We start from the raw sequence: 12,750 nt of genomic DNA, 5'->3' as shown, positions 1-12,750 counted from the left end.
GTTCCACCACGACCGCCCGATCCACCGCCACACTGACACGATCATTCGGAGACACCCTTGGACAGCGACACGCTGGACGCGTACATACGGGCCCGACTGGCACTGGCCGGGGTCGACATCGACCAGCTCCCCGACGTGGCCGACCCCGAGACCGGCACCCCCACCCGTGCCGTGATCATGGTGGCGCTGCGCGAGTTCGTCGCAACGACGCCCGGTGCGCTGGCCGAGTGGACACCGCCGACGGGCGGTGTGGGCGGCGCGCTGGGGGCGGCGTACGCGCAGCAGGAGGCCGCGCCGCTCGCGTACCCGTCGATCACCACCGCCTGGACCGGGGAGGCGGACGGCTGATGGGCCGGGACCTCAACCGCCGTACGTTCCTCGCCGCTTCGGCCGCCGCCGGGGCCGGTGGTGCCCTGGCCGCGTCCGCCGCACCGGCCGCCGCGGCCCCGGCCCGTACGCCCGACGCGCCCGCCGGCCCCGCCACGCCCGCCACGCCTGCGGCACCCGCCGTCGACGTGCCCGATCTGCCGGTGCGGGAGGCGGCGCGGCACGATCCCACGGAGGCCACGCTCGCCGAGGCCGTCGTCCTGATCCGCACCGGCCGACTCACCGCCGCGGACCTCGTCCAGGCGTATCGGGACCGCATCGAGAAGTACGACAAGACGTACCAGGCGTACGCCGAGGTGACCGGTAAACAGGCGCTGCTCTCCGCGTATGCGGCAGACCAGGCGCACAAGAACGGAAAGCCCGCACCCCTGGCCGGGGTTCCGCTGTGCGTCAAGGACAACTACTTCACCAAGGGCGTGCCCACCCGCGCCAACTCCTTCATCTTCGAAAAGTTCATCCCGGCGACCGACGCCACCGCCGTCGCCCGCCTCAAGGCGGCGGGCGGCATCCTGCTCGGCAAGGGGCAGATGGGACCGCTGGCCACCACCCGGGCCACCACCCCCAACGGCATGATCACCACCGTCAACGCCTGGACGCCCGACAACCCGCTCATCGACCCCGGCGGTTCGTCCACGGGACCGGCCTGCGCGGTCGCCGGGCGGATGGCGTCGTCCTCCATCGGCACCCAGACCGGCGGCTCCATCGTCAACCCGGCCAACCGGCAGAACCTCACCGGGCTGAAGCCCACGATGGGCCGGGTCTCCCTGAACGGCGTCATCCCGCTGTCGTACACCCGGGACCACTGCGGTCCGATCGCCCGCGACGCGATGGACGCGGCGATCATGCTGACCGTCATGGCCGGGCCGGACGACGAGGATCCGCGCACCCGGGGCCTGCCGCGGCTGCCCAACCTGGTGCGCGCGGCCACCCCCGTGGTCTCGGCCAAGGGGAAGGTACGGCTCCGTCGACCCACCCGGATCGGTGTGCCGCCGGGGTTCACCGACGGCATCGCCCGGCGCTCGGCGCTCCTGGACACCCTGGCGGACCTGCCCGGCGTCACCCTCGTGGAGATCCGTTACCCCACGGACTGGTCGCTGCTGACCGGTGGCGCGTTCAACGCCGCACGTCTGAGCGAGCGGACCGAGCCGTTCCGGCACTGGCTGCGCGAGGATCTGACGAAATTCGGCGTCTCGGTGCTGAGCTGGCTCCAGGGGCTGATGCTCTCCGGCGACGAGTGGATCACCGCACAGCGCGCCAAGCACCACTTGCTGCGCGCGGTGCTCGACGGTCCGTTCGACCACTGCGACGTGCTGCTCCAGACCAGCCCGGTACCGTTCGACATCCTGGGCCTTCCGGAGATCGGCTTCCCCATCGGCTTCACGGCCGGCATGCCGACCGGCGCGATCCTCGGCGGCGCCCCGTACGAGGAGGACCGCCTGCTGGAGGTGGTCGCCGCCTATCAGGCCGTCACCGACTGGCACCGGCGGCGTCCGGCGGATCCGGTCCTGGAGCCCGTCAAGCGGGTCGTCCGCCCGCTGCTGAACGCTGTGGAGGCCGCGGCGGCCAGTGCGTAGTGCCGCAGGGGCCAGTGCGTAGCGGTTGCCGCCGGAGCCGGGTCCGGACACTGGTACTCTGTGTGCTGGCCGTTTGCGTACGCGCCCCCGGAGCCTTCCCCGAAGGTCCTGGAGACAGCGCCCAGCGGACCCCGCCTTCCGAGTCACGGAAGATCCCCTGAGACAAAGACCAGGGGCACTCGGCGGCTGAAACAGAGAACCAAGGAGTACGTGTGTCGCTCGACGCCGCTACGAAGAAGCAGATCATGACCGAGTTCGCCACGAAGGAAGGCGACACCGGCTCCCCGGAGGTCCAGGTCGCGCTGCTTTCGCGCCGCATCTCCGACCTGACCGAGCACCTCAAGACCCACAAGCACGACCACCACTCCCGCCGTGGTCTGCTGCTGCTGGTCGGCCAGCGCCGCCGGCTGCTCCAGTACCTGGCGAAGAAGGACATCACGCGCTTCCGTGCGCTGGTCGAGCGCCTCGGCATCCGTCGCGGTGCGGCGGGCGCCAAGTAAGTCGTCGTGGAGGGAGCGGTTCCCGCGTCAGGGGGCCGCTCCCTTTGCCGTACGCGGCTCCATGCGGCCGTACGCGGCTCATAGCGCCGCGTCGCGCGGCCCCGTGCGGAGCGTATTTTGTCCGCTACGTCCCGTACGCGCCAGACCACACACCCATCGTGATGATGGCCGAAGCTTTGTAGTCTGGTCCCAACAACGCCATAACGCACGAGGAGGAGCGCCTCATTCCCGTCGCCCCGGCGCCATAGGAGCCGGTCCTCGGTAGTGGCTCCCGGAACTGGCAATTCCGGTGGCTTCGATCGAAGACCGGCCCGGCCGCCGGACAGCAAGGCCCGGAGGCGCTGCTCCACCACCGTCCACCGTCATACGGACGGGGACGCAGAAGAGGAGATTTCCCTGGTGGAGAACGAGACCCACTACGCCGAGGCCGTCATCGACAACGGCACCTTCGGCACCCGCACCATCCGTTTCGAGACGGGCCGCCTGGCCCGTCAGGCCGCCGGCTCGGCCGTGGCCTACCTGGACGACGACACCATGGTGCTGTCGGCCACCACTGCTTCGAAGAACCCCAAGGACCAGCTCGACTTCTTCCCGCTGACGGTCGACGTCGAGGAGCGCATGTACGCCGCCGGGCGCATCCCCGGCTCGTTCTTCCGTCGTGAGGGCCGCCCGTCCGAGGACGCGATCCTCACCTGCCGCCTGATCGACCGGCCGCTGCGCCCGTCCTTCAAGAAGGGCCTGCGGAACGAGATCCAGATCGTCGAGACGATCATGGCGCTCAACCCCGACCACCTCTACGACGTGGTCGCGATCAACGCCGCCTCCTGCTCCACCCAGCTCGCGGGCCTGCCCTTCTCCGGCCCCATCGGTGGCACCCGGGTCGCCCTGATCAAGGGCCAGTGGGTGGCCTTCCCGACCCACAGCGAGCTGGAGGACGCCGTCTTCGACATGGTCGTCGCCGGCCGGGTCCTGGAAGACGGCGACGTCGCGATCATGATGGTCGAGGCCGAGGCCACCCAGAAGACCATCCAGCTGGTCAAGGATGGTGCCGAGGCGCCGACCGAGGAGATCGTCGCGGCCGGCCTCGAGGCCGCCAAGCCGTACATCAAGGTGCTGTGCAAGGCCCAGTCGGACCTCGCCGCCAAGGCCGCCAAGCCCACCGGTGAGTTCCCGGTCTTCCTGGACTACCAGGACGACGTCCTGGAGGCGCTGACCGCCGCCGTCCGCGACGAGCTGTCCCAGGCGCTCACCATCGCGAACAAGCAGGAGCGCGAGGCCGAGCTGGACCGCGTCAAGGGTCTGGCCGCCGAGAAGCTGCTGCCGCAGTTCGAGGGACGCGAGAAGGAGATCTCCGCCGCGTACCGCTCGCTGACGAAGTCCCTGGTGCGCGAGCGCGTCATCAAGGAGAAGACGCGCATCGACGGCCGCGGCGTCACGGACATCCGTACGCTCGCCGCCGAGGTCGAGGCGATCCCGCGGGTCCACGGCTCGGCGCTGTTCGAGCGCGGCGAGACCCAGATCCTGGGCGTCACCACGCTGAACATGCTCCGCATGGAGCAGCAGCTCGACACGCTCTCGCCCGAGACGCGCCGTCGCTACATGCACAACTACAACTTCCCGCCGTACTCCACCGGTGAGACCGGCCGCGTCGGCTCCCCGAAGCGCCGCGAGATCGGCCACGGCGCGCTGGCCGAGCGGGCGCTGCTGCCGGTGCTGCCGACGCGCGAGGAGTTCCCGTACGCCATCCGCCAGGTGTCCGAGGCGCTCGGCTCCAACGGCTCGACCTCCATGGGCTCGGTCTGCGCCTCCACGATGTCGCTGCTGAACGCCGGTGTGCCGCTGAAGGCCCCGGTCGCGGGCATCGCGATGGGCCTGATCTCCCAGGAGATCGACGGCGAGACCCACTACGTCACCCTCACCGACATCCTCGGTGCGGAGGACGCGTTCGGTGACATGGACTTCAAGGTCGCCGGCACCAAGCAGTTCGTGACCGCCCTCCAGCTGGACACCAAGCTGGACGGCATCCCGGCCTCCGTCCTGGCCGCGGCCCTCAAGCAGGCCCGCGACGCCCGGCTGCACATCCTCGACGTGATGATGGAGGCCATCGACACGCCGGACGAGATGTCCCCGAACGCGCCGCGGATCATCACCGTCAAGATCCCGGTGGACAAGATCGGTGAGGTCATCGGCCCCAAGGGCAAGATGATCAACCAGATCCAGGAGGACACCGGCGCCGAGATCACCATCGAGGACGACGGCACGATCTACATCGGTGCCGCCGACGGCCCGGCCGCCGAGGCCGCCCGCGCGACCATCAACGGCATCGCCAACCCGACGATGCCCGAGGTCGGCGAGCGCTACCTGGGCACGGTCGTGAAGACCACCACCTTCGGTGCCTTCGTGTCCCTGCTCCCGGGCAAGGACGGGCTGCTGCACATCTCGCAGATCCGCAAGCTCGCCGGTGGCAAGCGCGTGGAGAACGTCGAGGACGTGCTCGCGGTCGGTTCCAAGGTGCAGGTCGAGATCGCCGAGATCGACCAGCGCGGCAAGCTGTCGCTGCACCCGGTCATCGAGGGTGAGGACGACAAGGACGACGAGGCCAAGGCCGAGGCGAAGCCCCAGACGAAGGACGAAGCCGCCAAGTGACGTCCCGCGACGACGTGACGACGGCCCGCACCTCTTCGGAGGGGCGGGCCGTCGCCCGTACCCAAACGCTTCTCGCGGGCGAGAACGGCATCGGGACGGTCCGCAGGACCACCCTCCCGAGCGGCCTGCGCATCCTCACCGAGACCCTGCCGTCCGTGCGCTCGGCCACCTTCGGCATCTGGGCGCACGTGGGCTCCCGCGACGAGACCCCCACGCTCAACGGCGCCACCCACTACCTGGAGCACCTGCTCTTCAAGGGCACCCGGCGGCGCAGCGCGCTGGACATCTCCGCCGCGATCGACGCCGTCGGCGGCGAGATGAACGCGTTCACCGCCAAGGAGTACACCTGCTACTACGCGCGGGTGCTCGACACCGATCTGCCGCTGGCCATCGACGTCGTCTGCGACATGCTGACCGGCTCGGTGATCGACGCGGCGGACGTGGACGCCGAGCGCGGCGTCGTCCTCGAAGAGATCGCGATGACCGAGGACGACCCGGGCGACTGCGTCCACGACCTGTTCGCGCACACCATGCTCGGCGACACCCCGCTCGGCCGCCCGGTCCTGGGCACCGTCGACACCGTCAACGGGCTCGGCCGCGACCAGATCGCCCGCTTCTACAAGAAGCACTACGACCCGACCCACCTGGTCGTCGCCGCCGCGGGCAACGTCGACCACGACACGGTCGTGGCGCAGGTCAGCGACGCCTTCGAGCAGGCGGGCGCCCTCACCCGCGGTGACGCGGAGCCCATCGCCCCGCGCTCCGGCTCCCGGGCGATCCGCACCGCGGGCCGGGTCGAGCTGCTGAACCGCAAGACCGAGCAGGCGCACCTCATCCTCGGCATGCCCGGCATCCCGCGCACCGACGACCGGCGCTGGGCGCTCGGCGTGCTCAACACGGCGCTCGGCGGCGGCATGAGTTCCCGCCTCTTCCAGGAGGTCCGGGAGAAGCGCGGACTCGCCTACAGCGTCTACTCCTACAACTCCGGCTTCGCCGACTGCGGCCTCTTCGGCGTCTACGCCGGCTGCCGTCCGAGCCAGGTGCACGACGTCCTCAAGATCTGCCGCGACGAGCTGGACCAGGTCGCCCGCGACGGCCTCACCGACGAGGAGCTGCGGCGCGCCGTCGGCCAGCTCTCCGGCTCCACGGTGCTCGGCCTGGAGGACACCGGCGCGCTGATGAACCGCATCGGCAAGAGCGAGCTGTGCTGGGCCGATCAGATGTCGGTCGACGACATGCTGGCCCGGATCCAGTCGGTCACCCCGGACGAGGTGCGCGAGGTGGCCCGCGATGTACTGGGGCAGCGTCCTTCGCTGTCGGTCATCGGCCCGCTGAAGGACAAGCAGGCGGCCCGGCTGGACGAGGCCGTCGCCTAGCCGGCGAGATCTAGGGAAGTGGAACGATGAGCAAGCTGCGCGTGGCCGTCCTCGGCGCCAAGGGCCGGATCGGCTCCGAGGCCGTACGAGCCGTCGAGGCCGCGGAGGACATGGAGCTGGTCGCCGCGCTGGGCCGGGGCGACAAGCTGGAGACCATGGTCGAGGCGGGTGCCGAGGTCGCCGTCGAGCTGACCGACCCGGGCTCGGTGATGGGCAACCTCGACTTCTGCGTACGGCACGGCATCCACGGCGTCGTCGGCACCACCGGCTGGACCGACGAGCGCCTCGCGCAGCTGCGCGGCTGGCTCGACGGCTCGCCCCGCACCGGTGTGCTCATCGCCCCGAACTTCTCCATCGGCGCCGTGCTGACCATGCGGTTCGCCCGCCAGGCCGCGCGCTTCTTCGAGTCGGTCGAGGTCATCGAGCTGCACCACCCCAACAAGGTGGACGCCCCCTCGGGCACCGCGGCCCGCACCGCCCAGCTGATCGCCGAGGCCCGCCGCGAGGCGGGCTGCGCCCCGCAGCCGGACGCGACGGCCACGGGGCTGGAGGGGGCGCGGGGCGCCTCGGTGGACGAGGTGCCGGTGCACTCGGTACGGCTGCGCGGGCTCCTCGCCCACCAGGAGGTCCTGCTCGGCGGCGAGGGCGAGACCCTCACCATCCGCCATGACTCGATCCACCACAGCAGCTTCATGCCGGGCATCCTGCTCGGCGCGCGGCGCGTGGTCACCACCCCCGGCCTGACCTTCGGCCTGGAACACTTCCTGGATCTGGACTGAGGGCACACCGGTGCGCGCAAAGATCACGTATTTCGTCCTCGCGGCCGTCCTGGTCGTCTACTTCGTGCTGGTCGGCGACCGCGGGGTGCTGCTCATCCAGCAGGGCACCCCGGTGACCATCGCCTACGGGGCGGCCGTCCTGGTGCTGCCGCTCATCGGCGGCTGGTTCCTGTGGCAGACCACCCGGTTCGCGCGCAACGCCGACCGGCTCGCGCGCGAACTGGACGCCGAGGGCGGGCTCCCGGTCGACGAGCTGGTACGGACGCCCGGTGGGCGCATCGACCGGGACTCGGCGGACGCGGTCTTCGCGAAGCGGCGGGCCGAGACGGAGGCGGCGCCGGAGGACTGGCGCTCCTGGTTCCGGCTCGCCATCGCGTACCACGACGCCCGCGACACCGCCCGCGCCCGCAAGGCGATGCAGCGCGCCATCGCCCTCCACGACGGCAAGCCGGTCCGGACCTAGCGCCCGTGCCGGGCCGCCCATCCGCCGAGGGCGTCGGCGGCCGCGCGGAAGGCCTCGGGGCGCCCGAGGAAATCGGTGTCGTGGCTGGTGATCAGGGTCAGCGGGGTGCCGCCCGACGTCCGCTCGGCGAGCACCACCTGACCCTGCACGGTGCGCGGCAGCCCAAGCCAGCGAACCGGCTGCTGGACGGTGCGTATCGACGCGACGTCCTGCCAGGCCACCGTGGTGGACGTGATCAGCCCGATCCGCCGCACCTCCCGCGTGCTCACCCGGACGCCCGCCCCCACCATCCGCACCGCGAAGGCGATCACCAGCGCCGCCGCGCCGACGCACACCCCCGCGGCGGAGCCGGAGCCCGCCAGGACGATGATCAGCGCCGAGAAGAGGAGATACGAGGCGAGCAGCAGGAGCACCGCCGCCCCGCCGACCCTCCAGGGACCCGGCCGGTACGGGCGGCGTCGGCGCTCCGGGTCCTCGTAGGCGCCATCGGCGTACGTGACGTCGGTACGCGAGAGCGGGGCCGCTTCGGGCCCCGCTCGGTCGTCGTCATGTGCGCGGTCTGCTGTCAGGAAGGGCAGTGGCACGGGATGTCCTCACTCACACACACGTCCAGATGGTCTGTGCTGAGTGAGGCTATCTCAGTGCAGCTCAGCGCCCGTTCGATGCCTCCTGCACCTGCTGCGCAGGGTGCGATTGGCTGTCGAGTGCGGGCATCCCGAACATCAGAGCGCCGACGAACCCGGCGACGATCGTCAGCCCCATCAGCGTCCGGCCGGTTATCTCGGTCCGGGACGCCCGGGGACGGGGCGGAGGGGTGACATTACTGCGGAAACGGTCGGCTTCGGCGACGAAGGCGAACGGTACGGGCTCTCGCCGGCGGAACATGAGCGGGCTCTCCTTGGAACCTCGAGCGCGGGCACTTCAGTGTGTAGGACGTGTGAACGACCGTCCTGGTGCCCTGTTTCAAGAACTTCAGTCAAAATTTTCTGCGGGGATCCGGCGGTGCGGGTCTGTCGGTGTGGGCCCGTAAGCTGGGCCGCCCCGAGCGATGCGATATGGAAGGACCCGTCGGTGAGCGAGACCCCCGCCGAGACCCCGGCCGCGACCCCGGTCGAGACCGAGAAGGCCAGTTTCCGCAGCGATGTGACCGTCGAGCTGGTGAAGCACAGCGCCGCCGACTCCGACGTCCTGTGGGCCGCGAGGGTGTCCACCGCGGGTGAGCAGTCCCTCGACGAGCTGAGCAAGGACCCGGAGCGCTCCAAGGGTCTGATCAACTTCCTGATGCGCGACCGGCACGGCAGCCCGTTCGAGCACAACTCGATGACCTTTTTCATCAGCGCACCGATCTTCGTCTTCCGCGAGTTCATGCGGCACCGCGTGGGCTGGTCGTACAACGAGGAGTCCGGTCGCTACCGCCGCCTGGAGCCGGTGTTCTACGTGCCCGGCGAGGACCGCAAGCTGGTCCAGCAGGGCCGCCCCGGCAAGTACGAGTTCGTCGACGGCACCCCCGAGCAGCACGCGCTGACCGGCCGCGCGATGGAGGACGCCTACCGGCACGCGTACGAGGCGTACCAGGAGATGCTGGCCGCCGGGGTCGCCCGCGAGGTGGCCCGCGCGGTGCTCCCGGTCGGGCTGTACTCCTCGATGTACGCGACGTGCAACGCGCGCTCGCTGATGCACTTCCTGGGTCTGCGCACCCAGCACGAGCAGGCCGCCGTGCCGTCGTTCCCGCAGCGGGAGATCGAGATGGTGGGGGAGAAGATGGAGGAGGCGTGGGCCGGGCTGATGCCGCTCACGCACGCCGCCTTCAACGCCAATGGCCGGGTGGCTCCGTAGCGCGAGCGAAGTGTCCGTATTGCGGCGTTTCGAGAAGTTCATCTAGGCTGAACAAAGGGACCCGGTACTGCTTGAACCCCCGAGCAGGCAGTGCCGGGTCCTCTCCGATGACGCTGTTCCGGCGCCCCGAGGGAGCGCCGCGGGGCGCGCTACGAGTAGCGTGGTGCCCATGGCACCGACATCCACATCGCAGACCCCTTTCGGGCGGGTGCTGACCGCCATGGTCACGCCATTCACCGCTGACGGAGCGCTCGACCTCGACGGCGCCCAGCGGCTCGCCACTCATCTGGTGGACGCCGGCAATGACGGCCTGATCGTCAACGGCACCACCGGCGAGTCCCCGACCACCAGCGATGCGGAGAAAGCCGAGCTCGTACGAGCCGTGGTGGAGGCGGTCGGCGACCGCGCCCACGTCGTAGCCGGAGCCGGCACCAACGACACCGGGCACAGCGTCGAGCTCGCCCGCGCGGCGGAGCAGGCGGGTGCCCATGGCCTGCTCGCGGTCACCCCGTACTACAGCAAGCCGCCGCAGGAGGGCATCCTCCGGCACTTCACCGCCATCGCGAACGCCACCGGCCTGCCGGTCATGCTCTACGACATCCCCGGCCGCAGTGGTGTCCCGATCAGCACCGAGACCATGGTCCGGCTCGCCGAGCACCCGCGCATCGTCGCGAACAAGGACGCCAAGGGCGACCTCGGGCGTGCCAGCTGGGCCATCGCCCGCAGCCGCCTCGCCTGGTACTCCGGCGACGACATGCTGAACCTGCCGCTGCTGTCGGTCGGCGCCGTGGGCTTCGTCTCCGTGGTGGGTCACCTCGTCACCCCCGAACTGCGCGCGATGCTCGAGGCGCACCTCCAGGGCGACGTCGCGAAGGCAACGGAGATCCACCAGCAGCTGCTCCCGGTCTTCACCGGGATGTTCCGCACCCAGGGCGTCATCACGTCGAAGGCCGCGCTCGCCCTCCAGGGCCTGCCCGCGGGGCCGCTGCGCCTGCCGCTCGTGGAGCTGACTCCCGAGGAAACGGAACAGCTCAAGCGCGATCTTGCCGCTGGCGGGGTACAGCTCTAGTCAAAGACGCGATAGTCGCACCTTCATACTTCACAACTGCATACAGACACATCAGCAAGTGCACGAATGTCACGCGCGCCATGTGCCCCAGGGGGCATGTGGCGCGCGTGGTGAGGAGAGTCTTTTGAGTCATCCGCATCCTGAGCTCGGCCCGCCGCCGAAGCTCCCGGAGGGTGGCCTGCGCGTCACCCCGCTCGGGGGTCTCGGCGAGATCGGCCGCAACATGACGGTCTTCGAGTACGGTGGCCGACTGCTGATCGTCGACTGCGGGGTGCTCTTCCCCGAGGAGGAGCAGCCCGGAGTCGACTTGATCCTGCCGGACTTCACGTCCATCCGGGACCGTCTCGACGACATCGACGGCATCGTGCTCACCCACGGCCACGAGGACCACATCGGCGGCGTGCCGTTCCTGCTCCGCGAGAAGCCGGACATCCCGCTGATCGGCTCCAAGCTCACCCTCGCCCTGATCGAGGCGAAGCTCCAGGAGCACCGGATCCGCCCGTACACGCTGGAGGTGGAGGAGGGGAACCTCGAGCGGATCGGGCCCTTCGAGTGCGAGTTCGTGGCGGTCAACCACTCCATCCCGGACGCCCTCGCGGTCGCCATCCGCACCCCGGCCGGTCTGGCCGTGCACACCGGCGACTTCAAGATGGACCAGCTGCCGCTGGACGGCCGTCTCACCGACCTGCCCGCCTTCGCCAAGCTCGGCGAGGAGGGCATCGACCTGCTCCTGGTGGACTCCACCAACTCCGAGGTCCCCGGTTTCGTCCCGCCGGAACGCGACATCTCCAACGTGCTGGGCCAGGTCTTCGCAAGCGCCCAGAAGCGCATCATCGTCGCGAGCTTCGCCAGCCATGTGCACCGCATCCAGCAGATCCTCGACGCGGCCCATGAGTACGGGCGCCGGGTGGCCTTCGTCGGCCGCTCGATGGTCCGCAACATGGGGATCGCCCGTGACCTGGGCTATCTACGGGTCCCTGCGGGCCTCGTGGTGGACGTGAAGACCCTGGACGACCTCCCGGACGACGAGGTGGTGCTCGTCTGCACCGGTTCCCAGGGCGAGCCGATGGCCGCGCTGTCCCGGATGGCCAACCGCGATCACCAGATCCGCATCGTCCCGGGCGACACGGTGATCCTGGCGTCGTCGCTCATCCCGGGCAACGAGAACGCGGTCTACCGCGTGATCAACGGGCTCACGCGCTGGGGCGCGAACGTCGTCCACAAGGGCAACGCCAAGGTGCACGTCTCCGGCCACGCCTCGGCCGGTGAGCTGCTGTACTTCTACAACATCTGCAAGCCCAAGAACCTGATGCCGGTCCACGGCGAGTGGCGCCATCTGCGCGCCAACGCCGAGCTGGGCGCCCTGACCGGGGTTCCGAAGAACCGCTGTGTCATCGCCGAGGACGGAGTGGTGGTCGACCTGGTCGACGGCATCGCGAAGATCACCGGCAAGGTGCAGGCGGGCTATGTGTACGTGGACGGCCTCTCGGTCGGCGACGTCACCGAGACCTCGCTCAAGGACCGCCGCATCCTGGGCGAGGAGGGGATCATCTCGGTCTTCGTGGTCGTGGACAGCACGACCGGCAAGATCGTGGGTGGTCCGCACATCCAGGCCAGAGGCTCCGGTATCGAGGACGGGGCCTTCTCCGCGGTCATCCCGAAGATCGAGGACTCCCTGGCCAAGGCGGCTTCCGACGGCGTCGCGGACACGCACCAGATCCAGCAGCTCGTGCGCCGCGCCGTGGGCAAGTGGGTGTCCGACAGCTACCGCCGGCGCCCGATGATCCTCCCCGTGGTGGTCGAGGTCTGACACGGCCTCAGCTCCAGCAGGCGCTGAACCCCGGGCGGGGCTCCTCGATTTGCATCGAGGAGCCCCGCTCCAGTACGTTTACGGCTCCACCAGAGGGGGAACCCGGAGCACTCAGACCGCTTCGGAGGAGCCCGAAGGTGGGGGTGGAAATCCGACTCAGAGAATTCTGATAAAGTCGGAGACACCGAAAGGGAAGGCCCTCCAACGGCCACCGGAAACGGAATTCGGACCGGAAACGGAACGGAAAACGGATCTGGTAAGGTTGGAAACACGAAAGGCCGGAAAGCCGAAAGGCTGAAAGGCCGGAGGG

At 69.8% G+C, this 12,750-nt stretch carries 12 protein-coding genes; 10 read left to right on the top strand and 2 right to left on the bottom strand.

What is annotated here, in order from left to right; genetic code table 11:
• The first annotated feature begins 57 nt into the window (after nt 1–57).
• From LCH29_RS21970 to LCH29_RS21940, 7 genes are all read left to right on the top strand, one after another.
• A complete protein-coding gene (locus LCH29_RS21970; protein ID WP_446463458.1) occupies nt 58–348 on the top strand; it encodes a hypothetical protein in 291 nt (96 codons plus the stop codon).
• A complete protein-coding gene (locus tag LCH29_RS21965; protein WP_446463457.1) occupies nt 348–1,961 on the top strand; it encodes an amidase in 1,614 nt (537 codons plus the stop codon). The genes LCH29_RS21970 and LCH29_RS21965 overlap by 1 nt, the downstream gene beginning before the upstream one ends.
• Before the next feature lie 212 nt (nt 1,962–2,173).
• A complete protein-coding gene (rpsO, locus tag LCH29_RS21960; RefSeq protein ID WP_009714645.1) occupies nt 2,174–2,461 on the top strand; it encodes a 30S ribosomal protein S15 in 288 nt (95 codons plus the stop codon).
• A 399-nt stretch (nt 2,462–2,860) separates the two neighbouring features.
• Nucleotides 2,861–5,107, top strand: coding sequence for a polyribonucleotide nucleotidyltransferase (locus tag LCH29_RS21955; protein WP_446463456.1), 2,247 nt, complete (start codon nt 2,861–2,863; stop codon nt 5,105–5,107).
• A complete protein-coding gene (locus tag LCH29_RS21950; protein ID WP_446463455.1) occupies nt 5,104–6,483 on the top strand; it encodes a M16 family metallopeptidase in 1,380 nt (459 codons plus the stop codon). Before LCH29_RS21955 ends, LCH29_RS21950 begins: the two co-directional genes overlap by 4 nt.
• A 26-nt stretch (nt 6,484–6,509) precedes the next feature.
• Nucleotides 6,510–7,262 carry a 4-hydroxy-tetrahydrodipicolinate reductase gene (gene dapB, locus LCH29_RS21945; protein WP_446463454.1) on the top strand — a complete coding sequence of 251 codons (753 nt, stop codon included), beginning with the start codon at nt 6,510–6,512 and terminating at the stop codon, nt 7,260–7,262.
• Nucleotides 7,263–7,272: 10 nt separating this feature from the next.
• Nucleotides 7,273–7,725: a hypothetical protein gene (locus LCH29_RS21940; protein WP_446463453.1), complete on the top strand. Its 453-nt coding sequence runs from the start codon at nt 7,273–7,275 to the stop codon at nt 7,723–7,725.
• Here LCH29_RS21940 and LCH29_RS21935 read toward each other — a convergent pair.
• Both LCH29_RS21935 and LCH29_RS21930 read right to left on the bottom strand, forming a co-directional pair.
• Nucleotides 7,722–8,309 carry a hypothetical protein gene (locus tag LCH29_RS21935; RefSeq protein ID WP_446463452.1) on the bottom strand — a complete coding sequence of 196 codons (588 nt, stop codon included), beginning with the start codon at nt 8,307–8,309 and terminating at the stop codon, nt 7,722–7,724. The genes LCH29_RS21940 and LCH29_RS21935 overlap by 4 nt on opposite strands.
• A gap of 64 nt (nt 8,310–8,373) precedes the next feature.
• Complete coding sequence (locus tag LCH29_RS21930) at nt 8,374–8,610, bottom strand: hypothetical protein (RefSeq protein ID WP_123100985.1); 237 nt, start codon at nt 8,608–8,610, stop codon at nt 8,374–8,376.
• A 186-nt stretch (nt 8,611–8,796) separates the two neighbouring features.
• Here LCH29_RS21930 and thyX point away from each other — a divergent pair, with 186 nt between their 5' ends.
• The 3 genes from thyX to LCH29_RS21915 all read left to right on the top strand — a co-directional run bounded on the left by thyX (nt 8,797) and on the right by LCH29_RS21915 (nt 12,440).
• Nucleotides 8,797–9,561, top strand: coding sequence for an FAD-dependent thymidylate synthase (thyX, locus tag LCH29_RS21925; protein ID WP_446463451.1), 765 nt, complete (start codon nt 8,797–8,799; stop codon nt 9,559–9,561).
• Nucleotides 9,562–9,730: 169 nt separating this feature from the next.
• Nucleotides 9,731–10,630 (top strand): 4-hydroxy-tetrahydrodipicolinate synthase, encoded by a 900-nt coding sequence (gene dapA, locus LCH29_RS21920; RefSeq protein WP_446463450.1) that lies wholly within the window; start codon nt 9,731–9,733, stop codon nt 10,628–10,630.
• 124 nt (nt 10,631–10,754) lie between these two features.
• Nucleotides 10,755–12,440, top strand: coding sequence for a ribonuclease J (locus LCH29_RS21915; RefSeq protein WP_123100982.1), 1,686 nt, complete (start codon nt 10,755–10,757; stop codon nt 12,438–12,440).
• Nucleotides 12,441–12,750: the final 310 nt, after the last annotated feature.

Source organism: Streptomyces sp. BRA346, from assembly GCF_052851135.1.
Note: the sequence above shows the minus strand (reverse complement) of the source record. Positions and strands in the feature narration are given on the sequence as shown.